Here is a 25265-nt window from a genome sequence, read left to right as displayed (position 1 = left end):
CGTGTCTGCTGCCACCGATCCGGTCCCTGCTCGCCGCGTCTCGCTGCTCACCCTGGGCTGTGCGCGCAACGAGGTCGACTCCGAGGAGCTGGCGGGCAGGCTGGCCGCCGGTGGCTGGGAGCTGACCGAGGACCCGGGGGAGTCCGACGTGGTGGTGGTGAACACCTGCGGGTTCGTCGAGTCGGCGAAGAAGGATTCGGTGGACACCCTGCTCGCCGCGTCCGACACCGGCGCCAAGGTCGTCGCGGTGGGTTGCATGGCCGAGCGCTACGGCGCCGAGCTGGCGGAAAGCCTCCCCGAGGCGGACGCGGTGCTCGGGTTCGACCACTACCCGGATCTGGCCGAGCGGCTCGGTTCGATCGTCTCCGGGCACAAGATCGAATCGCACGTGCCCTCGGACCGCCGCAAGCTGCTGCCGATCAGCCCCGCCGAGCGCCCGGCCGCGGCCGGTGACGTCACGGTGCCCGGCCACGGCTGGATCCCGCGCGCCCGGCTCGGCTCCGGCCCGGTGGCCGCGCTGAAGATCGCCTCGGGTTGTGACCGGCGCTGTTCCTTCTGCGCCATCCCGTCCTTCCGCGGTTCGTTCGTCTCCCGCCGTCCGGACGAGATCCTGGCCGAGGCGGCGTGGCTGGCCGGTGCAGGCGTCAAGGAACTGTTCCTGGTCAGCGAGAACTCCACCTCGTACGGCAAGGACCTGAGCAAGGCCGACGGCGGCACTCGCGCGCTGGAGCGGCTGCTGCCGCGGCTCGCGGAGATCGAAGGCATCGAGCGCGTGCGGGTTTCGTACCTGCAGCCCGCGGAGACCAGGCCGGACCTGGTCCGCGCGATCGCCACCACCCCGGGCGTCGCCGACTACTTCGACCTGTCCTTCCAGCACTCCAGCGAGACCGTGCTGCGCCGGATGCGCCGGTTCGGCTCCACCGATTCGTTCCTCGCGCTGATCGACCAGATCCGCGAACTCTCCCCGGCGGCGGGCATCCGCACCAACGTGATCGTCGGCTTCCCCGGGGAGACCGAGGAGGACGTGGCCGAGCTGGAGCGCTTCCTCACCGGCGCGCGGCTGGACGCGGTCGGCGTCTTCGGCTACTCCGACGAGGACGGCACGGAGGCCGAGTCGTTCGAGGCCAAGGTCGACCCCGAGCTGGTCGCCGAGCGGGTCACCAAGATCTCCGCGCTCGTCGAGGAGCTCACCGCGCAGCGCGCCGAGGACCGCATCGGTGATCTGGTGGACGTGCTGATCGAAGAGACCGGGGACGAGGTGGTCGGCCGCGCCGCGCACCAGGCGCCCGAGGTCGACGGCGCCTGCATCGTGCTCGACGCCGACGAGGCCGTGATCGGGGAGATCGTCCGCTGCCGCGTGGCCGACAGCGAGGGCGTGGACCTGATCGTCCGGCCGGAGACGCTCGGATGAGTGCCGCCGACGAGCCGGCGGGCGCGGAGGCCGCCGGCCCCGTCCCACCGGCCGCCCGCGTCTCCAACCTCAACGTCGCGAACTTCCTGACCCTGTCCCGGCTGGTGCTGGTGCCGGTCTTCGTGCTGGCGCTGTTCGCCGGCGGCGGCAGCGACACCGGCTGGCGTTACGTGGCCACAGTGCTGTTCGCCATTGCCTCGCTGACCGACCAGGTGGACGGCTGGGTCGCCCGCCGCTACGGGCTGATCACCGACTTCGGCAAGATCGCCGACCCCATCGCGGACAAGGCGCTGACCGGGGCGGCCCTGGTCGGGCTGAGTGCGCTCGGCGAGCTGTCGTGGTGGGTGACGATCGTGATCGCGGTCCGCGAGATCGGGGTGACCCTGCTGCGGTTCTGGGTGATCCGGCACGGCGTGATCCCGGCCAGCCGCGGCGGGAAGGCCAAGACCCTGACCCAGATCGCGGCGATCGTGGCGTACCTGCTGCCGCTGCCATCGGGCGCCGACCCGGTGTGCTGGGTGCTGATGGGCATCGCGGTGCTGCTGACCGTGGTGACCGGGTTCGACTACGTGCTGCGCGCGGTGCGGCTCCGGGCGGCGGGCCGCGCCGTGGCCAAATCATGACGCTGGCCCGCAAGATCGTCACGCGGCTGATCGAGCGCGGGGAAACGGTGGGCACCGCCGAGTCGCTTACCGCCGGGCTGGTCTGTGTGACGTTGACCGAGGTGCCCGGGTCCAGCGCGGTGGTCCGGGGTGGTCTGGTGGTGTACGCCACGGACCTGAAGAACTCACTGGCCGGAGTGGACCAGGCGCTGCTGGACGAGCACGGCGCCGTGCACCCCGAGGTGGCCGCGCAGCTCGCCGAGGGCGCGCGGGTACGCTGCGGCGCGGACTGGGGGCTGGGCCTGACCGGGGTCGCCGGGCCGGATCCGCAGGACGGGGTGGTGCCCGGCACGGTGCACATCGGGCTGGCCGGCAACGGCCTGCGCACGGTCCGGACCTGCTGGTTCGAAGGAGATCGCGGCCACGTGCGAACCGAATCGGCACTGGCCGCGTTGTCTTTACTGGGGGAACATCTGGCGTAGGCCGGGCGTTCGCCCTTGGCGTACGGCTGTGTCAATCGCTGCGGCGAGGGGCCCGGTCTGGGTAACGTGGTCGGTACCAGGAAGGGAGGCGCGTGATGACCGTGCTGTTGCGTGAGGCGATCGGTGATCGGCTCCGTCATGCCCGCACCAACCAGCGTCGCACGCTGCGCGATATCTCCCGCGCCGCCAGGGTCAGCCTCGGCTACCTGTCCGAGGTGGAGCGGGGCCAGAAAGAAGCCTCCAGCGAGCTGCTGTCCTCCATCTGCGATGCGCTCGAGCTTCCGCTCGCCGAGCTGCTGCACAACGTGGCGGCGGACATCTCCGCGCTGGACACCGTGGACGTGGCCACCATGCGGGCCGACGGCGAGAAGCCGGGCGAACCGCGCGAGGCCAGGGCCGAGGCGGGCCGGCTCGAAGGCGGCCGCATCGTGGACGGCGTGATCGGCAACGACCTCGCCGACCTGCGGGTATCCGGTCAGCGGATGGGCCCGGCGCTGCGCACCACGATCAGCGCGCCCAAGATGGTCGCGGCCTGAGCGAAGGCATGGCAGGAGGCCACCCGTACGGCATCGGATGCCGGGCGGGTGGCCTTCCTCCGTCTCCACCCGCGGTGCGTTCAGGGTCGTCCCTGAAATCCCCCGGGGTCGCCTGGTACCGGACGCGCTGACCTGACACGATGGAACCCACGCCGAGGTCGGTGCGTTGCAGGGTTAGGGGAGTGCAGCGCCCCATGACCGTCGGGTCAACTTGGGACTAGTGGGACGTTAAGAAGGCAGGCGGAACAGATGGCCAACCCGTTCGTGAAGGCCTGGAAGTACCTGATGGCCGCGTTCTCGTCGAAGATCGACGAGCACGCCGACCCGAAGGTGCAGATCCAGCAGGCCATCGAGGAGGCGCAGCGCAACCACCAGGCGCTCTCCCAGCAGGCCGCGGCGGTGATCGGGAACCAGCGGCAGCTGGAGATGAAGCTCAACCGCCAGCTCGGCGAGGTGGAGAAGCTGCAGGCTTCGGCGCGGCAGGCGCTCGTGCTGGCCGACGAGGCCCGCTCCAAGGGCGACAACGAGAAGGCCACCCAGTACGAGAACGCCGCGGAGGCCTTCGCCACGCAGCTGGTCACGGCCGAGCAGAGCATCGAGGATCTCAAGACGCTGCACGACCAGTCGCTGCAGGCGGCCGCGCAGGCCAAACAGGCCGTCGAGCGCAACGCCACCATGCTGCAGCAGAAGCTGGCCGAGCGCACCAAGCTGCTTTCGCAGCTGGAACAGGCCAAGATGCAGGAGAAGGTCTCGGCCTCGCTGAACCAGATGTCGGAGCTGGCGGCCCCGGGCAACACCCCGTCGCTGGACGAGGTCCGCGAGAAGATCGAAAAGCGCTACACCACGGCGCTCGGTTCGGCCGAACTGGCGCAGAACTCGGTCCAGGGCCGGATGCTGGAGGTCCAGTCCGCCACCACCGAGCTGGCCGGGCACTCGCGCCTGGAGCAGATCCGCGCGTCGATCAAGGGCGAGCCGGTGGCACAGGTGACCGATGGCTCGGCTTCGGCCCAGCCGTCGTCCTCGCAGGCCGACATCCAGCGTGAGATCCAGGCGCGCGTGCAGGCCGAGCAGAAGAACCAGGCCTGACGGCGAAGAGGGGGCTGGGCATGGGGTCGGGCAGGCGCGATTTCGACGAGCTGGCCGCCAAGCTCGAGAAGCACATCGACCGTCTGCCCGACTACGCCCAGCGAGCGCAGGAGAAGCTTCAGCGCTACTTCCCGCCGGAGCAGGGGCAGCGGGCCACCGTGCGGCCGAACCCGCTGCGCCGGCCGGTCGCGCAGGCCGCTCCGTTCGCGTCTGTGCCCGTGTTCGCCGAAGCACGCGCGAAATGGGCGCAGTGGAACACCCCGGCGGCGAAGTTGGAGCGGCGCAAGCGCCGGGCGTCGCGCGCGCTGACGCTGTGGATCCTGCTGACGATCCTGTGCGGGTTGTACGCCGTCGCGGCCGGGACGGGGCTGATCGTCGCCACCTCCAGCGCCCAGTACGGCTCGGTGGCCGCCGCGCTCGTGACGGCCACTCTCGGGGTGCGGTCCGGGCTGCGGCTGCGGCAGCTCAACCGCACTGAGCTGCCGCCCGAAGCCGCGCGGCCGCGCCGGTTGCCGCCGGTGAAGTCGGTCGCGCGTGCGCCGATGGAGCGGCTGGCCGAATGCGAGGAATCGCTGGCCGAGCTGCTGCGCCAGCTTTCGGCGTCCTCTTTGGTGGCCGGGGAGTCCGTCGAGGACGCCCGCAAGACGGCGGGTGAAGCGGCCGCCGCACTGCGTGCGCTCGCGGATCGCGTGCAGGCGGTCGAACGCGCCCGCGATTCCGCGCCTGCGGCGGATCGCAAGGCGCTCGATTCCGCCGTCAAGAACCTGGCGGATCAGCTGAACGAAGGTCTGGACGACTACTCCGGACTGGTCGCGGCGGCCGGCCGGGCCGTGGCCGCGGGCGGTCATGGTATGCAGCAGTCGAAAGAAGCGCTTACCGACGCGACGGACAGGCTGGCGGGGCTGGCCATCGCGCTCCGCGAGGTTTCCTGACTCCACCCGGGCGAAGCGTGCCCGGCTTGGCCGCACCCGCCGTCGCGCCGAGTCACGAAATCCGGAAAGGCCCGCGAAATAGCGGATCCCAGGGGATTTGTCGATACCTGCGCGTAACGTGAGACTGCTGGTGCCCGGAATATCCGCTGCTTACCGTCGGAGGGTATGGACACGCTGCCACTGCCCCCAGAACCCGCGCCACTACCCCCGGCACCGGTCAGTGCACACCGGCAGGTTCTCGCCGCCATGGACCGGCTCGCGGAACTCGACCGGCCGGAACTCTGGATCACGCTGCGCTCCGCCGAGGACGTACTCGTCGACGCGAAGGCCGTCGATGAACGCGTCCGGGCCGGGGAGGAGCTGCCGCTGGCGGGACTTCTCGTTGCGGTACAGGACAATGTCGACGTTGCCGGGTTGCCGACGACGTCGGGCTGCCCGGCATACACCTACACGCCCGAGGCGAGCGCTGTCGCGATCGGACGCCTCACCAAGGCGGGCGCGGTCGTGCTGGGCAAAACCGCACTCGAACCGTTCGCGACGGGCACGTCGGATGCCACCGCGGCCGTCGCCGGGCTCGGCCTCGTCGACGTCGCGATCGGCGCGGACCCGGCCGGAGCCGGCCAGGTATCGGCGGCCCGTGAGGGCGTGGTGGGCCTGAAACCGACGCTGGCCCTGGTGCCCGGCACCGGGGTGGTGCCCTCGGTTCCGTCGTTCGACGGGGTCACGGTGTTCGCGCGCACCGTCGCGGACGGACAGCGGACGCTGGAAGTCCTTACCGGGACGGATGTCTGGCCCGAGGACGTGCGGCTCGCCGCCGGGGACAGACCCCGGATAGCCGTGCCCGCGCAGGTCGGCTTCGCCACGGTGGTGGAGGATCTGCTCGCGGCCGGCGCGGTGGTGGAGTCCGTCGATCTCACGCCTTTCCTCGAAGCCGCAAGGGTTTTCGGTGGAAGTGTGACCGCGGTGGAGCGGTACGCGGCGCTCGGCGAGTTCGCCGGGACCGCGGACCTCGCGCCCGAGTTACGCGAAAAACTCCTGGCGGGTAAGGAGATTCCCGCGCACCGGTTCGTCGCGGACCGGGCACGCCTGGACGGGCTGCGCGTCCGGGCCGCCGAGGTGCTCGCCGGATTCGACGCCGTGCTACTGCCCGCGCTCCCCGAATACACCGGCTTCCTCAACGCGCTCGACCTGGCCGCCGTCACCGTGCCGCCCGGGGTGAGCGTGGTGACGCGGGCGTTCGACGACCAGGTGGCGCTCGACCTCGCCGCCTTCCTCGCCGGGGAGCAGATCAGGAAGCCTTACCCGGCAACGGGAATCGACCTCGTCGTGTTCGGGGCGCATCTGCGCGGGCAGCCGCTCAACCGGCAGCTCACCGAACTCGGCGCCCGCTTCCGCGGCGACGTGCTGACCGCCGAGCGGTACCGCATGGTCGCGCTCGCCGACCGGCAGCCCGGCATCCTGTCCGTGGCCGAAGGCGCTCCGCTGGTCGGCGAACGGTGGACGATCTCGCCCGCCGGGCTCGGCCGCTTCCTCGCCGGACTGTCGGGACCGCTCTCGCTCGGTGAGATCGAACTCGACGACGGCAGCACGGCGATCGGATTCCACTGTGAACAGCAGGCCGCCGCGGGCGCCGTGGACATCACCGAGTTCCGCGACTGGCGAGCGTACCTGCGCTACGTCACCGCCACCCGGCCAATGACCGGTTGACCTCGCGCACCAGCCCCGGTCCCTTCAACGCGAACCCGGTGTAGAGCTGCACCAGGCTCGCGCCCGCATCGAGCATTTCGCGCGCGTCGGAACCGCCGAGGATCCCGCCGACGCCGATGATCGGCAGCCTGCCCTCGGTGTGCTTGTGCACGAACCGCACGACTTCGCGCGCCCGCGCGGCCAGCGGCCTGCCGGACAGGCCCCCGGTTTCCTTGCCCACCACCGCATCGCGGCCGGTGAGCCCCTCCCGCGACAACGTGGTGTTCGTCGCGATCAGCCCGGCCACGCCGTGGGCGGCACAGACTTCGAGCAGTTCGCCGAGCGCGGAGTCGGTCAGGTCGGGGGCGACCTTGACCAGCAGGGGCGTCGGCGTGCCTTTCGCCAGCGACGCGGACGCGGCCCGCAGCTCGGACAGCAGCTCCGCCAATGCCGATTTGTCTTGCAGCGCACGGAGATTCGGCGTGTTCGGCGAGCTCACGTTGACCGCGAAGTAGTCCGCGTACTCGTACAGCGTGCGCAGCGAAGAGCAGTAGTCCTCGACCGCGTCCTCCAGCGGGACCACTTTGGACTTGCCGATGCTCACGCCAAGCGGGACCGGCGGCTTGCCGCTCGCCGCGAGCCGCGCCGCGAGCGCCTCGGCGCCGGCGTTGTTGAAGCCCATCCGGTTGACGATCGCGCCGCTCTCGGCCAGCGTGAACAGCCGCGGCTTCGGGTTGCCCGGCTGCGCCAGCCGCGTCACCGTGCCGACCTCGACGAACCCGAACCCGAGCGCGGGCCACGCGTGCAGCGCGCGGCCGTCCTTGTCCATCCCGGCCGCGAGCCCCACCCGGTTGGGAAAGCGCACGCCGAACACCGTGGCCGGATCGTCGGCGGCGAACCGGCGGCGCAGCACGGCGGGCGTCGAACGCAGCAGGCCGAGCGCGCGGACGGTGCGCTCGTGCACCACTTCGGGGTCGTCGGCGGACAGCCGGTACATCACCGGGCGGATCAGCTTCTCGAACAGCACGCCTGTCATCTTCGCTCAGCCGTGCCGAGCGGGCGTCACCGCCGGGTCCACTCCGTGGCGAGCATCGCGTAGACCAGCTCGTCGGTCCACTCGCCCTTGACCCGCTCGTTCTCCCGCAGATGGGCTTCGCGGCGCATGCCGAGGCCCTCCATCAGCGAGGCCGAGGCGATGTTCCGCGCGTCGCAGCGGCCGAAGATCCGGTGCAGCCCCAGCCCGTCGAACCCGAGCTTGAACAGCTCACGGGCGGCCTCGGCGGCGTAACCCCGGCCGTGGTGGCGCGGGTTGAGGATCACGCCGATCTCTCCGCTGTCGTGCTCCGCGCTCGTCCAGTGCAACGTCAGGTCGCCGATCAGCTCCTTGGTGTCCGCGAGCTCGACGGCCAGCGCTAGCGTCTGCCCCGGCTCGGCCAGCGCGTCCGACCCCGTCTTGCGCGCCAGCGCCTCCGCGCTCTGGGCGCGGGTGTGCGGCTCCCAGTAGAGGTACCGCGCCACCTCGGCGTGCGAGTGGATGGCGTGGAACGCCGACAGGTCGCCCCTGGTGAACGGGCGCAGGTTCAGCCGGGCTGTCTTGATCGGATAGGTGGGCCGGAGCACAGAGTGCAGAGTATCCCTCACCGGCCCCGTGACAGGCGGTTTCGCGCGAGAAAATCGGGAAAACGTGCGGAGTCGCGGGGCGATGGCCGTCGATCACCCGGCCGGGCGCGGGTAAATTCGGCAGATTCACCGTCCAAAGAGCACGGACGGCTACGTACCGTGGGATGCGGATGCCGCACCGTGTTTCCGGAACGATGGAAAAGGAGAAACCCCCGGCGTGTCTCCTGAACGCCGTCAGCCGTTCAGGCCCGAGCCGGACTGGTGCTCGGGACGCCGGGGGCCCGGTGACTGCCTGGTATTCGCCAACAGGCCACCACTGTCCTGTCGCGGCGAGCGACTCGCGCCGCCGCGGCCTACCCGCCGGAACACCCGGCGTGGCCAATGCAGGATGGTCCGCTAGCGGACGGCCACCTCACGAGTCCTGTTGCTATCCAACTTTGGACCACCTCCTCTCTCGTGTACTGCCAACGCTATTCAGATCCGGGGCGCTCGGCAACAAGATTTACCGGTGGCCAGGATCACCGTGCGGGCACGGGTCCGCGCTGGCACCGGGGACAGCACCAGGTGGGCCGTTTGTGCACGTCAACGCCCTGCTCGGCGACCCGCACCCGGCCGCCGCAGCGGAAGCAGCCCGCCCGCGTCCGTTCGTAGACCCAGTTCTGCCGGCCACGGCCGAGGTCTCCGGTGGTGCACTGGTCGTGCCGCCAGGCGTTGACCAGCAACAGCTTCCGCGCGAGCCGGACGGCCCCGCGAGCGTCCACTTCGGACACCGGGGTCCACGGGGTGACGCCGAGCAGGAAGCAGATCTCGACCTTGTACAGATTGCCCACGCCGGCCATGATCCGCTGATCCAGCAAGGCGAGCCCGAGCTCCCGGCGCCCGTCCGCGGCCAGCGCGGCGACGGCCCGGTCCTCGTGCTCGTCCGTCCATTGTGGATCCAGCAGGTCAGGCCCGAGATGACCGACGAGCCGGGATTCCTCGGCGGTGGGAAGGAGTTCGAGGTCGTGCAAGCGGAAACCCACCGCACTCACGTCCCCGGCGTCGAGGATCACGCGGACCTGGTGCGCCGGATGGCGCCACCGCGCGCCGGGCGCGTAAACCTCCCACGAGCCGTCCATCTTGAGGTGGCTGTGCAGGCTCAGCTCGCCGGAGAACCGGGTGAACAGGTGCTTGCCGACGGTGCGCACGCCGAGCACGGTGCGCCCGCTCAGCTCGGCGGTGGACAGCGCCGGATGCCGGAAATCACTGCGGGACAAGGTTTTCCCGGCGAGTGCCCGGTCGAGTGTCTTACCGGCCAGGAAGACCGTGTCACCCTCGGGCATCGCCCGCGACCGTCTCGATCGGGCCGGTGGTCTCGGCCTCGGTCTCGTTGTCGATCCGGTGCCGCCCGGCACGGGTCGAGCGCAGGATCTTGGCCAGCACCATGTTGAACGTCAGCGCGATCTCCTGCGCGCCGGGGGAGTGCCACTCGTGGATCGGGCTGCACGCGCCCTGCGCCTGCTGGATCGCCATCCGGTCCGGGATCGCCGTCGGCATCACCAGCCCGCCGAAGGACTCGCGCAGCTCGGCGATCCGGAACTGGTGCTCGTGCGAGCGCGGGCGCAGCCGGTTCACCAGCACGCCCACGGCCCGCAGCCCCGGGTTGTGCTCGTCGCGGATCTTCTCGATCGCCTCCAGCGCGCGCTGCGCACCTGCGACCGCGTACATCGTCGGCTCGGTCACCAGGATCGCGCTGTCCGCGGCGACCAGCGCCGATTTCGTCAGCCGGCCCAGCGACGGCGGGCAGTCGAGGATCACCAGCTCGTACGGCTTGTCCCCGAGCGGCGCGTCGTGCAGCTCGTCCAGTGCGCGGGAAAGGTTCGTCAGCCTGCGCTCGTCCGGGCCGGGCTCGTTGAGCAGCTCCAGCTCCTCGGCGCCCACCAGGACGTGGATGTCGGGGCTCCACACGCTCGCGGCGATGGCCTGCTGCAGCACCGCGCGATGCGGGGTCTCCAGGACGTCGGCGAGCGTGGCGTCGGTGTACGGCGGGTCGAGCGAGGCGGTGGCGTTGCCCTGCGGGTCGAGATCGGCCACCAGCGTCCGGATGCCCCTGCGCATGGCGGCGGAGGCGATGCCGAGGGCGACCGTCGTTTTGCCGACGCCTCCCTTGAGGCTGAGTACGGCGACCGTGTGCACGGGTTCGAGGGTAGCCGGATACCGCCACACCAGTTCCTCCTCCTTGTTATTACGCTGTCCCACCATGCGAACGGAGATCGGGGCGGCACGCGGGTCCACCGCGGTCAGGCGGGTGCTCGAAGACGAACTGGCCCGGGTGCGGGCGGAGCGCGCGCGGGAACCGCACGTCGTCGACGTCGGCGGCGGGACCGGGGTGTGGGCGGTCCCGCTGGCCGCCGCGGGCTGCCGGGTCACCGTCGTCGAGCCGAACCAGAACGCGCTGGCCACGCTGCGCCGGCGCGCGGAGGAGACGGGAGTCGCCGGACGGATCACGGTGGTGGCCGACGACACCGACGCGCTGAGCGCGCGCGTCGAGCCGGGCTCGGCGGACCTCGTGCTCGCGCACGGCGTGCTCGAAGTGGTCGACGACCCGCGCCGGGTCGCCGCGGCGTTGGCAGCGGCCGTGGTCCCCGGCGGCGCGGTGTCGGTACTGGCCGCGAACCGCTACGCCGCGGTCCTGCACCGGGCGCTGGCGGGGCGGCTGGCCGAGGCGAAGCAGCTGCTGACCGGCGCCGACGGCGTGCTGCCGGACGACGGCGAGAGCCTGCTTCGCCGGTACGGCACGGAAAGTCTGCGCGTGCTGCTGGAGTCGGCTGGGCTCGAGCTGGAGCTGCTCCAGGGCGACGCCGTGGTCGCGGACTCCGTCGGCGAGGCCGAGTCCGAGCTGTTCACCGCCGACGAACTGGCCGAGTTCGAAGAGGTGGCCGGCGTGGTCTCGCCGCTGCTCGACATCGCCAGCAAGCTGCACGCGCTGGCCCGCCGCCCGGCGTAGCCAAGCCGGAATTGTCGGTGGGGCCGGTTAGGCTCGGCGGCGATGGGAAGAAACGCCGGGCTGCCCGCCGGACACGAGCGATTCCGGGCCACCGCGGAGCACACGCCGGACGACACCGGCTGCGGTCTGCTGCACGTGGACATGGACGCGTTCTTCGCCGCGGTGGAGCTGCGCACCCGGCCGGAGCTGGCGCACAAGCCCGTGGTCGTCGCGGGTGCCGGGCCGCGCTCGGTGGTCACCTCGGCCAACTACCCGGCGCGCGAGTTCGGCGTGCGCGCGGCGATGCCGGTGGCCGTGGCCAGGCGGCTGTGCCCGCAGGCGGTGTTCATCCCGCCAACGCCCGGGCTCTACGGCGAGGTCTCCCGCGGCGTGATGGCGATCTTCCGTGAGCTCACCCCGCTCGTCGAGCCGCTGAGTCTGGACGAGGCGTTCCTTGACGTGAGCGGCGCGCTTCGCAGGCTCGGCGCCACCCCGGCGGAGCTGGCCGGGCTGGTCCGCCGCCGCGTGCGCGCCGAGCACGCGATCACCTGCTCGGTCGGGGTCGCCGGGGTCAAGTTCATCGCGAAACTCGCGTCGGGCATGGCCAAACCCGATGGGGTGGTCGTGGTGCCGGTGGCGCAGACGCTGGAGTTCCTGCACCCGCTGCCCATCTCGGCGCTGTGGGGCGTCGGCAAGCGCACCGAGGAAAGCCTGAGCAGGCTCGGCCTGAACACGATCGCGCAGGTCGCGGTCACCCCGCTGAGCCGGTTGCGGCGCGCGGTGGGCAACGCGGTCGCCGAGCACCTGCACGCGCTGGCCAACGGGCACGACGAGCGCGGCGTGGTGGTCGACTCGCCGGACAAGTCGATCGGCGCCGAGCACACCTTCGACACCGACCAGCGTGACCCCCGCGTGCTCGAACGCGAGCTGCTGCGGCTTTCGGAGCGGGTGGCGGCGAGCTTGCGCGCCAAGGACGTGCGCGGCCGGACGGTGTCGATCAAGGTCCGCTTCGCCGACTTCAGGACGATCACCAGGGCGCGCACGCTCGCCACCGCCACCGACGTCGCCCGGGTGATCCACGCCACCGCGGTGGCGCTGCTCGCGGAGGCGGCGGCTGGGGCCGAGATCAGGCTCCTCGGCGTGCGCGTCGAGGGGTTGTCCGGTACGGATGAACCCGAACAACTCAGCTTCGAGCGGGCCGAGCCCCGCTGGCGGGACGCGGAGGTCGCCGCCGACGTGGCCCGGTCGAAGTTCGGTGCCGCCGCCATCCGGCCCGCTTCGCTCCTGTCACCCGGGCAGGCGAAGCGGAAATAGGCCCCGGGTGAACCGGCGGGGGCCCGCCTACGTGACCATGACAGGTCCGCGGAACTCCAGATGAATCAAAAGGGGACAGCTTCTGCGGGATCGGGTAGTCGTCCGCGCGCCGGACTCGTATCCTGGGAGAGACACACCCCGCTCCGGGGTGTCGATGTTGGGTCCAGGACGTTGCGCGGCCCGGCGCCCGCGACAGCTGTGCCGGAGGAGGAAAGATGCCACTCTCCGAGCATGAGCAGCGGCTGCTCGATCAGATCGAGCGCGAGCTCTATGCCGAGGACCCCAAGTTCGCGTCTACGGTGCGTGGTGCCCGGTTCCGCCGGCCCGCCCGCCGCCGTCGAATCCAGGGGATCGCGCTGTTCGTAGTCGGGGTAGCCCTGCTCGTGGTGGGCGTGATGGTCAAGGCGCTGTGGGTCGCCGAGATCCCGCTCGCGAGCGTGTTCGGATTTCTGGTCATGTTCTTCGGGGCGCTCGTCGCGCTCATGTCGGGACGGCACCCGGCCGCCGAGGCCAAGGGCGGCAAGGGTGGTGCCACGGCGAAGGCGAAGAGTTCCTTCACCCAGCGCATGGAAGAACGCTTCCGCCAGCGCTTCGAAGACCAGTAGGCACGGCGAAACAGCCGGCTTCGCGCCCGGGACACAACCCCGGGACGGAAGCCGGCTTTTTGGCGCCCTGACTTACTCCGGCTTGCGCCTGCGGAACACCGAGCGCGGGAAGAGCCTGCCGCGCCAGGACATCGGGGCGTTGCGGCGCAGACTCTCCCGAACCCCTTCGAAGGCCGAGGCCAGCCGAGGATCCTCGCCGCCGCTCCCCGGCGCGTACCAGGAACGCTCGACCAGGCCGACCACCGTCCGCAGGTTCTCCTGCCCCGGCTGATCCAGATGATGCTTGCGCGCCACGTGCTGCGCCGCCGTCCGCACCGTGTCCGCCGAGGAGATCGGCACCCCCCGGTCGGCGCACTCGTCCAGCAACTCCGCCCAGGCCGCACTGGCCGCGCCGGGTTCGTGCGCGGCCACCGAACGTCTGCGCCGCTGCCGGTGGACTTCGCGGATGATCGCCGGGGCCAGCCCGCCGCCGGCCAGCACGAGCAGGATCAACGCCAGCGACCAGTGCACCAGCCAGGCCGACATCAACACCGCCAGCAGCCAGGCTCCGGCCGCCGCCAGCGGCAGCCAGCGCGTCGCGCCGCCTCTGCCCATCCGGCCGGCCAGGAACGCGCCGACGGTCAACGCGATCGCCAGCAACACGATCACCAGCGCGACCCAGCCCGTCCAGCCCGGTGCCGAACCCGGCGCGGACGCCTGCTGGCTGTTGTTCGCGCCGTTTTCGCCGTCCTGCGCGGTCGGCGCGCCGGTGGGGGCGAGGTGCGTGGTGGACACGCTCGGCACTTGCTGGCTGTCGCTCGCCGACGGGTCGCTCGACGAGCTGCCCGACTGCAGGTACGGCGGGACGTAGCCGCGGCCGTCCGAGCGGGGCGTCGGGTCGAAGCTGACCCAGCCGAGATCGGCGCCGAAGTAGACCTCGACCCACGCGTGCGCGTCCTGCGAGGTGATCATCCGGTAGTCGCCGTCGGTGTAACCGGTGGTGAAGCCGACCGCCACCCGCGACGGGATGTGCAGCACCCGGAGCATGACCGCCATCGCCGAGGCGAACTGCTCACAGAACCCGCGCTTGCCCTTGAGCAGGAAGTCGGCCAGCGCGTCGGAATCGGTGGCCGCCGCCGTCTGGGTGTCGTAGGTGAACCCGTTCTCCGCGGTGAAGTACCGCCAGATCGCGCTGGCCTTGTCGAACGTGCTGCTCGCGCCCGCGGTCAGCTGCTCGGTCAGCGACACCACGCGCGGGTCGACGCCACTGATCTGGGTGTACGCCGAGGAAATGTCGCGGGTGGAGGTGCTCGCGTCCTCCAGCGCGTCCTTCGAAGGCTCGGTCAGTGAGGTCGTCTCGGTGTAGGGCTGCACGTGCTGCTTGCGTTCGCTGAACACCGCGCCGCTGACCGGGTCGTAGAACCAGCCGGGCTGCACGCCCTGCAGCCCGCGCAGCGCGCCGTAGAACGGCAGCCACACGTCGACCCAGTTGACCGGCTCGATCTGGATCTGCCGGGACTCGCCGGTGCCGTCGTCGCCCGGCGCGGCCGGCAGCGTCTGGTTCGCGGGATAACCGGCGGGCATCGGCCCGTCCGGCAGGCTCCAGCCCTGGTTGGGCCGGTAGGTGTCCAGGGTGAACGCGCGCAGCAGGCGTTTGTCGTTGCCCAGTCCGCGCACCCGGAACAGGTCCACGGTGCTGCCCTGGTCGAGCATCCCGCGCAGCGACGTGAACGGGTTGACGCCCAGGCCGCCGGAGCCCGAGCCTGTCCCGTCGTGCCCACTGCCGGGCAGCCGCCCGACCGTGCCGACCGCGGTGATCGCCGAGCCCGCGACGAGGCCGAGCACCAGCGCCAGCGACACGACGACCACCGGCACCGAAGCGGCGGCGGGCGAGCCACCGAGCCCGGGCGCGTCCCGGTTGCGCCAGCGGCGGTGGCGGTGATTTCCGTCCACCGCAAGCAATCCGGCGAAGGCGGCGGCGCCGAGCAGGAACGTCCACCACGGCAGCATCGAATCCGACAGCGACGCCGGGACGGCGTACACGCACAGCAGCACCAGGCCCGTCGCCGCCGGCGCGGACGCGGCCACGGCGAGGGTGTCCACGAGCACCGCGACCATTCCGATCGCGATCGTGACCAGGCAGAGGATCGGCGGGGTGGGGTCGACCGGCGGCAGCCCGGTGCGGATCTGGTCGAAAGCCGCGGTGAGCACATCGTTGATCTCGCCGAACGCCGCCGGCCCCGGGATGATCGCCAGGATCCCGCTGCCGGTGAACACCCCGGTGATCATCAGCAGCACGACGATCAGCTGGACGAGCCCGACCACGAGCACCGGGGTGCGGATGGAGCGCAGGGCCAGCCCGGTGCAGGCGACCAGCACGACGGTCACCGCGACGTAGCCCAGCCAGCCGGCGCCACCGACCACGCCGGTCAGCGAGGTGGACGCGCACAGGGTGGCCACGCCGGCCGCGACGGGGGCGAGCACCGAGCTGCGCCACGCGGGCGGCGGCTGGACATAGCGCTTGTGCGGGATGTGCGGCTGCGGGTTCCCCGGCGGGGCCGGGGGAGGGGACAGCGTGCTCGTCACAGGGCACCGCCGATCAGCGCGCCGCGGCCGGCGGAGGTGCGGCACAGCTCGGCCCACACCTGCTGCATCGACGCCGCCGGCTCGGCGACCACCACGCCCCAGCCCGCCGCGCGCAGCAGGGCCGCGGACTCCCCGGTGGCGGCCGCGCGGTGCTCGGGGGCGCTGACCCCACCGGCGAAGGCGGGGGTGTCGAGCAGGACCGCGAGGCTGCGGGTGCCGCGTGGGCGGAAGCGCGCCAGTTCGCTGACGGCCTCGTTGCTCACCGTGCCCAGGATGGCGATCAGCTCCTGCCCCTCGGCCGGGTCGTGCCCGACGGTGAGATCGCGCTGGTGCGCCGGCTGGAGCGCGGCCAGCGAATCCAGGATGAGGTTGTCCGCGCTGCCCGAGTCCTCGCCGCCGTAGCCGCCGGGCACGTCGGCCAGCAGCTTGCCGTGCTCGCTGACCAGCCGGATCCGGTGCCCGGCCTTGCGCACGTGCAGGCAGACGCTGGCGGCGAAGGAGATCGCCCACTCGAGGCTGGCCACCGGGCCGGTGCCGTGGTGCGCCGCCGCGCGGTGGTCCAGCAGCACCGTGGTGCCGCCCCGCCACGGCCTTTCCTCCACCCGCACCATGATCTCGTCGCGGCGGGCGGTGGAGCGCCAGTGCACCTTGCGCAGGTCGTCGCCCTGGCGGTAGTGCCGGACGATCACGTCGCTCTCGCCCTGGCCGGCGTGCAGCCGGATGCTGCCGTCGTCCCCGGCGCCGATGCCGGCACCACTGGGCAGGCCCCACAGCCCGGCCACCCGCGGCGTGACGATCAGGCGGGAATGCCCGATCAGCTCGCGGTCGAACTCGCACAGCCCGAACGGGTCGGTCAGGGTGGCGCGCAGCGGGCCGACCTGCTGGATGCCGCGCAGGGCCGGCTGAATCGGGTAGCGCAGCGCCACCGCGCGCCCGGCGGGCAGGCGTTCCACCACGAACCGCGGGCGCGAGCCCAGCGCGTAGGGCACGCCGTCCTCCAGCAGCACCTCGCCCGCTGGCAGTTTTCCGTTGCGCCACAAGGTGAGTTCGACCTCGGAGGAGGATCCGGCAGACACCCGGTCCGGCAGCATCCGGCGGGCGGCGCCGATCCGCACCCTGGACGCGGCGATGAACAACGCCACCAGCAACGGCAGCGCCACCACGAACACCGCGACCCGCAACAGATCGCGCTCGTTGAGCACCACCGCGCACACCGCGGCGGCGACGCCCGCGGCCAGCAGGCAGCGGCCTCGTGTGGTCAGCCCCGAAAGCGACCGCAACATGACCGGTTACCGGCGGTTCTGGCCGTTGACCGGCGCCCCCTGGGGCACCGGTATCCGGCCGAGCACCGAACGGACCACGTCGGTGGCCGAACGGCGCGCGGCATGCGCCTCCGTGGTGAGCACCAGGCGGTGGGCCAGCACCGGGACCGCGACCGCGTGCAGGTCGTCCGGGACCACGTAGTCCCGGCCCGACAGCGCGGCCTGCGCCCGGGAGGCGCGCACCAGCTGCAGGGTGGACCGCGGCGAGGCGCCCAGCCGGATCTCCGGCACCTGGCGCGTGGACGCGACCAGGTCCACCGCGTAGCGGCGCACCTCGGGCGCGATGTGCACCGCGCGCACCACCTTGATCAGCCGGTTGACCGTCTCGGCGTCGGACACCGGCTGCAGGTCGGCCAGCGGGTTGTGCCCCGCGTGCTCGTCCACCATGGCGAGCTCGGCCTGCTGGTCGGGGTAGCCGATCGAGACGCGCGCGGTGAACCTGTCGCGCTGCGCCTCGGGCAGGGCGTAGGTGCCCTCCATCTCGATCGGGTTCTGGGTGGCGATGACCATGAACGGGTCGTCGAGGTGGTAGGTGGTGGTGTCGACCGTGACCTGCTGCTCTTCCATGCATTCCAGCAGCGCCGACTGGGTCTTCGGCGAGGCGCGGTTGATCTCGTCACCGACCACGATGTTCGCGAACACCGGGCCGGGCCGAAACTCGAAGTCCCCGGTCTGCCGGTTGTAGATGGACACCCCGGTGACATCGCTGGGCAGCAGGTCGGGGGTGAACTGGATCCGGCTGACCGTGCAGTCGATCGACCGGGCCAGTGCCTTGGCCAGCGAGGTCTTGCCGACCCCCGGCACGTCCTCGACCAGCAGATGCCCCTCGGCCAGCAGCGTGACGAGCGCGATGCGCACCACGTCGGGCTTGCCGACGAGCACGCGTTCCACGTTGGCGGCGATCCGCCGCATCGTGTCGTGCAGCTCGTCGAGGGAAACGGTGCCGTGACCGTTGTAGCCGGGCGCGCCGGACGGGTAGTACGGCGCTTGCCCGGATGCCTGTTCGCCGGTGTATCCGCCGGGCGTCGCAGGCTGTGTCCTCGACGTCACTCGACCTCCTGGTGCCGAAGCCCTTCGCGTGCTTGTTACGGGCGAGGCCCGCACGCCCCCCGATTGTGGCGGCGCGGAAGCGTCTCACAGACCGGGTGCGGCAGTTCGGTGAGGACCTGTAACCGCTGTCCGGCTGTGACCCAGCCTGCCACCAAGTGTGTCAAACTCCCGCCGACCGCGTGAGAGAACCCTCATTTCGAATTTTCGCGGCTTCTTCCGCCGTACGGGATTTGTCGGCGGCGCGCGAGACCGTATGCTGCGGTGAGGATCCGGTCGGCTACGGAGAGGTGCGATGACCGAGACGCAGGCGGGGCCGGGCGCCGGCGCAGGCGCCTTCGCGGTCTCCCCGGAACTCGCCGCCACCGCGTTCGCCCAGCTCACCCAGCTGCAGGACACCGTGGGCGAGATGGTGCGCGAGGCCAGGGTGCTCGCCAGGACGGTGCCACTCGGCGGTGGCTACGCCGAGGAGATCGGCCGGTTCATGGCGCGGTACGGCATCGACGGGCCCGGCTCGGCCGGGGATCAGCTGGCCAGGTTCGGCCAGCAGCTGGGCCGCCTCAAGGACAACATCACCAAGGCGCTCGAGCAGTACCGGGAAACCGACGACTCGGCCGGTGACGGCGTCGACTGCAGTGGTGGCTAAGCGGGTGGCGGGTGCGCTCGCCGCCGGAGCCCTGCTCACCGGCTGCGGGGCGCAGGCCGCACCGACCGGATCCGGCGAGCCTGCCGTCAGCACCACCAGCCCCAGCCCATCGCCGACGGGTTTCGCCGCGCTCGCCCCGTGTGAGCTGCTCACCCCGGTGGAGCGATCCACGGTGGGGCTGACTTCCGCCGGCACGGACAAGACGATCGGCGCCGGCCGCGCGTGCGACTGGACCGAGACCGGCACCTTCGGGCTCACCATCACGCTCGACGGCACGGCCGCGCTGAGCGATCTCCAGGTGGACAAGGGCACCGGCACCAAGCTGACCGTCGGCGCGCATCAGGCGGTCAAGGTCGCCGACAAATCCGCCGCGGACGGCACCTGCGCGATGCTGCTCGCGGCGGGGGAGAAGGCCAGCGTGCAGATAGACGTGTCCAATTCGGACTTCCATGACACCGCGCTGGCCTGTCAGCGCGCGCAGACCGTCGCCCGGTTCGTCGAGCCGAAACTGCCGTAGGGGAAGTGATGACCGAACAGCGTGTCCCGGAGCCGGTGCGGCGGTACGAGTCGTACTCCCACGAAGCGATGGCGGCGGAGGTCGCGGCCGGCAACGACCCGTCGGCGGCCGGCCAGATCGGGCAGCAGTGGGCCGGGCTGGGCGCGCAGCTGCGCGAGACGATGCAGGCGCTTGGCACGATCGCCGAGCGGAGCCGGGAATCGTGGCAGGGCCCGGCGGGGGACGCGGTGCGCGCCACGCTCGCCAAGGCCGCGGGCTGGTCCGAGCAGGCCACCGAGGTGTCGCTGGCGCTGTCGGACGCGGTCAACCAGCAGGCCGGGATAGCCGCGCGGGCGCGCGCCGAGATGCCGCCGCCGGTGGCCTACGACCCGGTGGCGATGATCCGCGAGGCGGCGGCCGGTACGGTGCTCGACCGGATCGGCCTGTCCGACGCGATGACGGCCAAGCGGGAGGAAGCCGAAGCCGCACGCGCCAAGGCGATCGACGTGATGAACGCTCGGGACGGCGCGCTGCGGGCCGCGGTGCCGGGCCGTTCCTTCGACCCGCCGCCGGAACTGTCTTGATCCGGGTTTCGGCTTCGGCCTTCGACATCCTCTGGCAGGACCTGGGGTTCACCGGCCTGCCCGCCCCGCTCGACGTGCGCAGCGTCGGAGTGACCGAGCACGAGCGTGCCGACATCCGCGAAGCGGTCTACGGGAATCTGGCCGAACGCGGGCTGTATCCCGGCGGGCGGCTGGACCCGGCGCTGGCCGAGCGGCTGGCGGTGCTGGCCGAGGCCGAGGTGTATGTCGAATGCGAGGCGCTGACCGACCTGGCGGACGAGGCACCGCTGCGCGCGGTCGCCGCCGCGGGCGGGAAGCGGGCGGTGCTGGCCGCGCAGCCGAGCCGGACCATCGGGCTGTCCGCGATCCGGGACACCGAGATCTTCTCCGCGATCGTGGACCTGATGCCGCCGCTGGAACCGGGTCCGGGGTTCGGGGTCACGCTGCCGGCGTCGGCATTGCGCGGGGAGGCCGCCGATCCCGTGACCGACGGCGGGACGGGCACGCGGGCGACCCAGATCCGTGAGGTGCAGGCGATCCAGGCGCGGCCGGTGCTCGGCGCCGGCCAGTTCTCGGTCCGGGTGCGCGAAGGTGGCAGGCTGCGGCGGGCCGGTGGCGTGAGCTGGTTCCGCACCGACGCCGGCGCGTACTTCGGTGCCGTCGCGCCCGGCCGCGGAGGTCAGGACTGGGTCACCCTGGCCCCGGCCGACTCGGCGCGCCTGTCCGCTCGCCTCGCCGACCTGCTCGGCTGACCCCACGTCGCCCGTTCCCCCACCAACCCCCACCGCGCCGCCCACGATCACCCACCCAGCCCCCGTCGCGGCCGTCCGTGCCCCTCGGAGTGCGGTTTCCGGGGCCGGATACCCCCGGGCCGGGGGAGGAGCGAGCCGGGTCCCCCACCTTTCCCCCACCTGGCACCACCGGCTTTCACCTGCGGAAACAGCGCAACGTTCGCTCGGAAGTGGACTTTTGTGCCGTTGACTGTGGTGAAAAGTGGGGTACGGTGGTGCTCAGTGGGGCAGTAGGGAGGCCCCGTGGGAGGTGGGGCCGGTGTTCCTCGGTACCCACACCCCGAAACTCGATGACAAGGGGCGGCTCACGCTGCCCGCGAAGTTCCGGGACGCGCTGGCAGGTGGGCTGATGGTCACCAAGGGACAGGACCACTGTCTTTACGTCTTTCCACGTGCCGAGTTCGAGCAGATGGCCCGCAAGGTGGCCGAGGCACCGTTCACGAACGAAGCGGTGCGGGCCTACCAGCGGTATCTGTTCGCCGGAACCGATGAGCAACGCCCGGACGGGCAGGGGCGCGTCGCGATCGCGCCCGAGCTCCGGCGCTATGCCGGGCTCAACAAGGAGTGCGTGGTGATCGGTGCGATCACCAGGCTGGAGATCTGGGACGCGCAGGCGTGGCAGACCTACCTGGAGGAGCACGAAGACAGCTACGCGAAGGCTCAGGAGGAGGTCCTGCCGGGCGTCTTCTAGACGGGCGGCAGTGGCCGCACCCACGCCGTCGGGGGGCGCGGGTTCGGCCGGTGAGTTGGTGTGGCTGGACCCCGGATTTCGTGAGGCCTCTGTCCGCTCAGTGGCCCTGGTGCACCTTCCCCGGCACCAGGTTCGCAGCGGGCGGGCGGGGACCTGACGGCATCCGGGCACACACGTACAAGGGGGTGGCATGGCAGAGCACGTTCCGGTGCTCCTCGGGCGCGTGCTCGAACTGTTCACCCCAGCACTCGCGGATCGCCCCGCCGTGGTCGTGGACGCGACCGTCGGCCTCGGTGGCCATTCCGACGCACTGCTTTCCGAGTTCCCGCGGCTGGAGCTGATCGCGCTCGATCGCGACCCCAGCGCACTGGAGAAATCCCGGGCCCGGCTGGCGAAGCACGGTGACCGGGTGCGGTTCGTACATGCGGTGTACGACCAGCTGCCCGTGGTGCTCGACGAGCTCGGTCTGTCCACTGTGGATGGTGTGCTGTTCGACCTCGGGGTTTCCTCGATGCAGCTGGACGTCGCCGACCGCGGGTTCGCCTACGCCAAGGACGCGCCGCTGGACATGCGGATGGACCCGACGGCCGGGATCACCGCGGCCGACGTGCTCAACACCTACCCGCCGGGCGAACTGGTCCGGATTTTGCGGGAGTACGGCGAAGAACGCTTCGCCCAGCGCATCGTGAAGGCCGTCGTGGCCGAGCGCGCGCGGGCGCCGTTCGACCGCAGTGAACGGCTGGTGAAGCTGCTGTACGACGCCGTGCCCGCGGCGAGCAGGCGCACCGGCGGGCATCCGGCCAAGCGCACGTTCCAGGCGTTGCGGATCGAGGTCAACGGTGAGCTGGACGTGCTGCGCTCGGCCATCCCGTCGGCGCTCGCGGCGCTGAGTGTCGGCGGCCGGATCGTCGTGGAGGCGTACCAGTCGCTGGAGGACCGGATCGTCAAGCAGGCCATCGCGGAACTGGCGAAGTCCCGCACCCCGCCGGGATTGCCGGTGGAGCTGCCCGGGCACGGGCCGGAGCTGAAGTTGCTGACCCGAGGGGCCGAGAAGGCCGGCGAAGCGGAGATCGAGCACAACCCGCGCGCCGCGTCGGTGCGGTTGCGGGCGGCTGAACGGATCAAGGAGGCAGCGAAATGAGGACTGCTTGCAGGTCCGAATCATCAAGCGCCATGCCAGCCGACGTCGTGACACAGCCGCGGCTCGCCGCGTCCGATCAAAGGAGGCTTGCATGACCGCACCGACCCGGACCCGGCGCCGATCCTCTTCCGAACCTTCGCGGCGCCGTGCGGGGCAGCCCAAGGAAACTCCCCGCGTCGAGCGGCCGGCGCGTGGCACCGGACAGCCGCGTAGCACCGCGGCCGAACGTGCGTACGCGCGTCGCGCGCAGCGCGCCGACGTGCAGCGGCGCGAGCCGCACAAGCAGCACACCAACCGCAAGTTTTCGTTGCGCTGGCCCAAAACCCGCGCTTCGTTCGTGCTGATCGTGATGACCTTGCTCGCGGTCGGCGTGATCACCACGCTGCTGCTGTCCACCCAGGCGATCGCGGATTCCTACCGGCTGGAGCAGATCCGGCAGGAGAACGCGAACCTCGCCGAGCAGTCCGAGCAGTTGCAGCAGGGCGTGACGAAGGCCGAATCGGCCTCGTCGCTGGCCGCGCGCGCCAAGGCGCTCGGCATGGTGCCCGCGGGCGACCCGGCGCACCTGGTGCAGAACGCGGACGGCTCGATCACCGTCGTCGGCAAGCCGGCCAAGGCGGTGGGCGCCGCGCCCCCGCCCGCTCCGTCCACGCAGAACACGCCGCCGCCCGCCGACACCGGCACGACCCAGACCGGCGGTACCGCGCCGATCGAGGGCGACGTGGCGCAGGGTGACCAGCAGGAGGCGGCGAACCAACCAGGAGGTCAGTAGATGGCAGGCCGCGGCGAGCAGCGCCGGAGGACGTACACGGCGCGCGTCCGTCAGGTGGCGGGCAGGCCCACCGTCGCCACCGGCAAGGGACGGTACGTGGCGGTCCGGGTGATCCTGGTCGCCGTGCTCGTCGTGGCCGGGCTCAGGCTGGTGCAGGTGCAGGGTTTCCAGGCGGAAGCCCTGTCCGCGAAGGCCGAGAGCCAGCGCACCACCACGATCACCATCCCCGCGCAGCGCGGGGCCATCGTGGACCGCAACGGCGTGCAGCTGGCTTTCAGCGTGGAAACCCGTGCGCTGTCGGTGAACCTCAAGCTGATGCGCCGCAGCTGGGCCGACTACGCGGTCAAACATCCGACACTGGGCCAGAACTTCGAGACCCGCGCGGCGGCCGCGGCGAAGTTCATGGCGGCGAAGCTGCCGGGCAAGACCACCGAGACCGAACTGCTCGCGGACTTCCACAAGAACCAGGACTTCACCTACCTCGTGGACGGGGTGGAGCCCTCGGTCGCCGACGAGATCGTCAAGGAGTTCCCGGAGATCGGCAGCGAGACGCGGTCGGCACGGGAGTACCCGGGTGACGATCTGGCGTCCAATGTGGTCGGACTGGCGAACTGGCGGATGGACGATCCGGACGTCTCCAAGCACAACCTGCACGGCATCGACGGACTGGAGCTGACCCGGGACGCCGATCTCGCCGGTACGCCGGGGAAGCTGGTGGCCGACACCCCCGAGGGCAGCGACAGCGTCGTCATCCCCGGCACCGAGCGCGACGTGCAGCCGGCGACCCCGGGCAACAACCTCGAGCTGACGATCGACTCCGACGTGCAGTACGCGCTGCAGAGCCAGCTTTCCGACTATGTCGCCCAATCGCACGCCAAGGGCGGCAGCGCGGTGGTCATGGACGCGAAGACCGGCGAGATCTACGCGCTGGCCGACGACCGCACGTTCAACCCGAACGATCCGTCCACCTACACCGCGGACCTGATGAACGACCAGGCCGTGACCACCCCGTACGAACCCGGTTCGGTGAACAAGATCGTGACCGCGACGGCGGCGATCGACAGCGGGGTCACCACGCCGGACGCGGTCAACGTGGTGCCGGGGACGCTGAAGGTGGCCGACCACACGGTGCACGACGCGTGGACGCACGGCACGGTCAACTACACCACCACCGGGATCTTCGCGAAGTCCTCCAATATCGGGACCCTGTTGCTGGCGCAGAAGGTCGGCCCGGACAAGTACCTGGACTACCTCAAGAAGTTCGGCATCGGGCAGAGCACCGGGCTCGGCCTGCCCGGCGAGAGCCGCGGCTACGTGCCCGCGCGCGGCACCTGGACCGGCACCACGTTCGGCAACCTGCCGATCGGGCAAGGGCTTTCCATGACCGTGGTGCAGATGGCCGGGATGTACCAGGCGATCGCGAACAACGGGCTGCGCGTGCAGCCGCGCATCGTCAAGGACGAGGTGAAACCGGACGGCACCGTGGTGCCCGAACCGGCGCCGCAGACCACGCAGGTGGTCAGCCCGCAGACCGCCACGACGGTGCGGGACATGCTGCGCGCGGTGACGCAGAACGGCAAGAACGGCAACAGTGGCACAGCGCCGACGGCGGCGGTCGAGGGGTACCAGATCTCCGGCAAGACCGGCACCGGCCAGCAGGTGAACCCGGCGACCGGGGCGTACAGCGATTCCCTGTACAACATCACCTTCGCCGGGATCCTGCCCGCGGACAACCCGCGGTTCGTCGTGGGCATCCGGCTCGACGCGCCGGACACCACCTTGCCCGCAGGGCATTCCGCGGCGCCGCTGTTTCACACCGTGGCGTCCTACCTGGCTCAGCGCTACCAGATTCCGTTGTCACAGACGGCTTCTCCGGTCGTGCCGCTCGTGATCCCGTGACCCCTCCCTCACGGCGGACAGGGCCGTGAGGGAGCGCGGCGTGGCGTGGGTAACCTTCCCAGCTGTGTCTGTCAACAACGACGGGCCCGACGC

25 protein-coding genes are annotated in these 25265 nt (G+C 71.3%); 18 read left to right on the top strand and 7 right to left on the bottom strand.

The features are described 5' to 3' along the window. The first annotated feature begins 1 nt into the window (after position 1). The 7 genes from rimO (at position 2) to VHD82_RS14200 (ending at position 6756) form a co-directional block, all read left to right on the top strand. On the top strand, positions 2–1411 hold the full coding sequence (gene rimO, locus VHD82_RS14230; protein WP_325702521.1) for a 30S ribosomal protein S12 methylthiotransferase RimO: 1410 nt from the start codon (positions 2–4) through the stop codon (positions 1409–1411). Next, complete coding sequence (gene pgsA, locus VHD82_RS14225) at positions 1408–2034, top strand: CDP-diacylglycerol--glycerol-3-phosphate 3-phosphatidyltransferase (RefSeq protein ID WP_325702518.1); 627 nt, start codon at positions 1408–1410, stop codon at positions 2032–2034. The genes rimO and pgsA overlap by 4 nt, the downstream gene beginning before the upstream one ends. Further along, entirely contained in the window at positions 2031–2495 is a 465-nt protein-coding gene (locus tag VHD82_RS14220; protein ID WP_325702515.1) for a CinA family protein, read from the top strand. The genes pgsA and VHD82_RS14220 overlap by 4 nt, the downstream gene beginning before the upstream one ends. A gap of 95 nt (positions 2496–2590) precedes the next feature. Continuing rightward, complete coding sequence (locus VHD82_RS14215) at positions 2591–3031, top strand: helix-turn-helix transcriptional regulator (protein ID WP_325702512.1); 441 nt, start codon at positions 2591–2593, stop codon at positions 3029–3031. A gap of 249 nt (positions 3032–3280) precedes the next feature. Next, positions 3281–4117 (top strand): PspA/IM30 family protein, encoded by an 837-nt coding sequence (locus VHD82_RS14210; protein WP_325702509.1) that lies wholly within the window; start codon positions 3281–3283, stop codon positions 4115–4117. 20 nt (positions 4118–4137) lie between these two features. After that, positions 4138–5049 carry a phage shock envelope stress response protein PspM gene (gene pspM / locus VHD82_RS14205; protein WP_325702506.1) on the top strand — a complete coding sequence of 304 codons (912 nt, stop codon included), beginning with the start codon at positions 4138–4140 and terminating at the stop codon, positions 5047–5049. A gap of 165 nt (positions 5050–5214) precedes the next feature. Continuing rightward, the gene (locus VHD82_RS14200; protein WP_325702503.1) at positions 5215–6756 is read left to right on the top strand and encodes an allophanate hydrolase-related protein; all 1542 of its coding nucleotides are present in this window, start codon (positions 5215–5217) and stop codon (positions 6754–6756) included. On the opposite strand, the gene VHD82_RS14195 is transcribed toward VHD82_RS14200, so the two are convergent. The 4 genes from VHD82_RS14195 to VHD82_RS14180 all read right to left on the bottom strand — a co-directional run bounded on the left by VHD82_RS14195 (position 6728) and on the right by VHD82_RS14180 (position 10530). Beyond that, positions 6728–7771 (bottom strand): quinone-dependent dihydroorotate dehydrogenase, encoded by a 1044-nt coding sequence (locus tag VHD82_RS14195; RefSeq protein WP_414637509.1) that lies wholly within the window; start codon positions 7769–7771, stop codon positions 6728–6730. The two genes, VHD82_RS14200 and VHD82_RS14195, sit on opposite strands and share 29 nt — an antisense overlap. A gap of 26 nt (positions 7772–7797) precedes the next feature. Further along, positions 7798–8355 (bottom strand): GNAT family protein, encoded by a 558-nt coding sequence (locus VHD82_RS14190; protein WP_325702500.1) that lies wholly within the window; start codon positions 8353–8355, stop codon positions 7798–7800. A 518-nt stretch (positions 8356–8873) separates the two neighbouring features. Further along, on the bottom strand, positions 8874–9677 hold the full coding sequence (locus VHD82_RS14185) for a DNA-formamidopyrimidine glycosylase family protein (RefSeq protein ID WP_325702497.1): 804 nt from the start codon (positions 9675–9677) through the stop codon (positions 8874–8876). Continuing rightward, positions 9664–10530 carry a ParA family protein gene (locus VHD82_RS14180; RefSeq protein WP_325702494.1) on the bottom strand — a complete coding sequence of 289 codons (867 nt, stop codon included), beginning with the start codon at positions 10528–10530 and terminating at the stop codon, positions 9664–9666. The genes VHD82_RS14185 and VHD82_RS14180 overlap by 14 nt, the downstream gene beginning before the upstream one ends. 64 nt (positions 10531–10594) lie before the next feature. Here VHD82_RS14180 and VHD82_RS14175 point away from each other — a divergent pair, with 64 nt between their 5' ends. The 3 genes from VHD82_RS14175 to VHD82_RS14165 all read left to right on the top strand — a co-directional run bounded on the left by VHD82_RS14175 (position 10595) and on the right by VHD82_RS14165 (position 13239). Further along, a complete protein-coding gene (locus tag VHD82_RS14175) occupies positions 10595–11341 on the top strand; it encodes a methyltransferase domain-containing protein (protein WP_325702491.1) in 747 nt (248 codons plus the stop codon). Positions 11342–11383: 42 nt separating this feature from the next. Further along, the gene (dinB, locus tag VHD82_RS14170; RefSeq protein WP_325702488.1) at positions 11384–12634 is read left to right on the top strand and encodes a DNA polymerase IV; all 1251 of its coding nucleotides are present in this window, start codon (positions 11384–11386) and stop codon (positions 12632–12634) included. A 215-nt stretch (positions 12635–12849) separates the two neighbouring features. Beyond that, the gene (locus tag VHD82_RS14165; protein ID WP_325702485.1) at positions 12850–13239 is read left to right on the top strand and encodes a DUF3040 domain-containing protein; all 390 of its coding nucleotides are present in this window, start codon (positions 12850–12852) and stop codon (positions 13237–13239) included. Between the two features lie 72 nt (positions 13240–13311). Here the strand turns inward: VHD82_RS14165 and VHD82_RS14160 are convergent, their stop codons facing one another. From VHD82_RS14160 to VHD82_RS14150, 3 genes are read right to left on the bottom strand one after another with little or no spacing between them, the layout of a single operon-like run. After that, positions 13312–15804, bottom strand: coding sequence for a transglutaminase TgpA family protein (locus tag VHD82_RS14160; protein WP_414637508.1), 2493 nt, complete (start codon positions 15802–15804; stop codon positions 13312–13314). Further along, positions 15801–17087 (bottom strand): DUF58 domain-containing protein, encoded by a 1287-nt coding sequence (locus VHD82_RS14155; RefSeq protein WP_325702483.1) that lies wholly within the window; start codon positions 17085–17087, stop codon positions 15801–15803. Before VHD82_RS14155 ends, VHD82_RS14160 begins: the two co-directional genes overlap by 4 nt. 6 nt (positions 17088–17093) lie before the next feature. Next, a complete protein-coding gene (locus tag VHD82_RS14150) occupies positions 17094–18176 on the bottom strand; it encodes a MoxR family ATPase (RefSeq protein WP_325702481.1) in 1083 nt (360 codons plus the stop codon). Positions 18177–18468: 292 nt separating this feature from the next. On the opposite strand from VHD82_RS14150, the gene VHD82_RS14145 reads away from it, so the two are divergent. The 8 genes from VHD82_RS14145 to VHD82_RS14110 all read left to right on the top strand — a co-directional run bounded on the left by VHD82_RS14145 (position 18469) and on the right by VHD82_RS14110 (position 25172). Next, complete coding sequence (locus tag VHD82_RS14145; protein WP_325702478.1) at positions 18469–18819, top strand: hypothetical protein; 351 nt, start codon at positions 18469–18471, stop codon at positions 18817–18819. Next, positions 18812–19336: a DUF3558 family protein gene (locus VHD82_RS14140; RefSeq protein ID WP_325702475.1), complete on the top strand. Its 525-nt coding sequence runs from the start codon at positions 18812–18814 to the stop codon at positions 19334–19336. The genes VHD82_RS14145 and VHD82_RS14140 overlap by 8 nt, the downstream gene beginning before the upstream one ends. An 8-nt stretch (positions 19337–19344) precedes the next feature. Continuing rightward, the gene (locus VHD82_RS14135) at positions 19345–19899 is read left to right on the top strand and encodes a PE-PGRS family protein (protein ID WP_325702472.1); all 555 of its coding nucleotides are present in this window, start codon (positions 19345–19347) and stop codon (positions 19897–19899) included. Continuing rightward, positions 19896–20630, top strand: coding sequence for an ESX secretion-associated protein EspG (locus VHD82_RS14130; protein WP_325702469.1), 735 nt, complete (start codon positions 19896–19898; stop codon positions 20628–20630). The genes VHD82_RS14135 and VHD82_RS14130 overlap by 4 nt, the downstream gene beginning before the upstream one ends. 298 nt (positions 20631–20928) lie before the next feature. Further along, positions 20929–21360, top strand: a complete 432-nt coding sequence (gene mraZ / locus VHD82_RS14125) for a division/cell wall cluster transcriptional repressor MraZ (RefSeq protein ID WP_144754478.1) — start codon at positions 20929–20931, stop codon at positions 21358–21360. Positions 21361–21550: 190 nt separating this feature from the next. Continuing rightward, a complete protein-coding gene (gene rsmH, locus VHD82_RS14120) occupies positions 21551–22501 on the top strand; it encodes a 16S rRNA (cytosine(1402)-N(4))-methyltransferase RsmH (RefSeq protein WP_325702458.1) in 951 nt (316 codons plus the stop codon). Between the two features lie 91 nt (positions 22502–22592). After that, positions 22593–23273 (top strand): hypothetical protein, encoded by a 681-nt coding sequence (locus VHD82_RS14115; protein WP_325702455.1) that lies wholly within the window; start codon positions 22593–22595, stop codon positions 23271–23273. Beyond that, a complete protein-coding gene (locus tag VHD82_RS14110; protein ID WP_325702452.1) occupies positions 23274–25172 on the top strand; it encodes a penicillin-binding protein 2 in 1899 nt (632 codons plus the stop codon). Positions 25173–25265: the final 93 nt, after the last annotated feature.

The organism is Amycolatopsis sp. (assembly GCF_035546795.1).
Taxonomy (GTDB): Bacteria; Actinomycetota; Actinomycetes; order Mycobacteriales; family Pseudonocardiaceae; genus Amycolatopsis_E.
This window is presented reverse-complemented; position numbering and strand designations above follow the sequence as displayed.

Coding starts and splice junctions, on each gene's coding strand:
- VHD82_RS14220 (WP_325702515.1), top strand. CDS start 2,031: ATGACGCTGGCCCGCAAGATCGTCACGCGGCTGATCGAGCGCGGGGAA.
- VHD82_RS14155 (WP_325702483.1), bottom strand. CDS start 17,087: ATGTTGCGGTCGCTTTCGGGGCTGACCACACGAGGCCGCTGCCTGCTG.
- VHD82_RS14110 (WP_325702452.1), top strand. CDS start 23,274: ATGGCAGGCCGCGGCGAGCAGCGCCGGAGGACGTACACGGCGCGCGTC.
- VHD82_RS14215 (WP_325702512.1), top strand. CDS start 2,591: ATGACCGTGCTGTTGCGTGAGGCGATCGGTGATCGGCTCCGTCATGCC.
- VHD82_RS14115 (WP_325702455.1), top strand. CDS start 22,593: ATGACCGCACCGACCCGGACCCGGCGCCGATCCTCTTCCGAACCTTCG.
- pgsA (WP_325702518.1), top strand. CDS start 1,408: ATGAGTGCCGCCGACGAGCCGGCGGGCGCGGAGGCCGCCGGCCCCGTC.
- VHD82_RS14185 (WP_325702497.1), bottom strand. CDS start 9,677: ATGCCCGAGGGTGACACGGTCTTCCTGGCCGGTAAGACACTCGACCGG.
- VHD82_RS14135 (WP_325702472.1), top strand. CDS start 19,345: ATGACCGAACAGCGTGTCCCGGAGCCGGTGCGGCGGTACGAGTCGTAC.
- VHD82_RS14175 (WP_325702491.1), top strand. CDS start 10,595: ATGCGAACGGAGATCGGGGCGGCACGCGGGTCCACCGCGGTCAGGCGG.
- rsmH (WP_325702458.1), top strand. CDS start 21,551: ATGGCAGAGCACGTTCCGGTGCTCCTCGGGCGCGTGCTCGAACTGTTC.
- dinB (WP_325702488.1), top strand. CDS start 11,384: ATGGGAAGAAACGCCGGGCTGCCCGCCGGACACGAGCGATTCCGGGCC.
- VHD82_RS14210 (WP_325702509.1), top strand. CDS start 3,281: ATGGCCAACCCGTTCGTGAAGGCCTGGAAGTACCTGATGGCCGCGTTC.
- VHD82_RS14195 (WP_414637509.1), bottom strand. CDS start 7,771: ATGACAGGCGTGCTGTTCGAGAAGCTGATCCGCCCGGTGATGTACCGG.
- pspM (WP_325702506.1), top strand. CDS start 4,138: ATGGGGTCGGGCAGGCGCGATTTCGACGAGCTGGCCGCCAAGCTCGAG.
- VHD82_RS14145 (WP_325702478.1), top strand. CDS start 18,469: ATGACCGAGACGCAGGCGGGGCCGGGCGCCGGCGCAGGCGCCTTCGCG.
- VHD82_RS14200 (WP_325702503.1), top strand. CDS start 5,215: ATGGACACGCTGCCACTGCCCCCAGAACCCGCGCCACTACCCCCGGCA.
- VHD82_RS14165 (WP_325702485.1), top strand. CDS start 12,850: ATGCCACTCTCCGAGCATGAGCAGCGGCTGCTCGATCAGATCGAGCGC.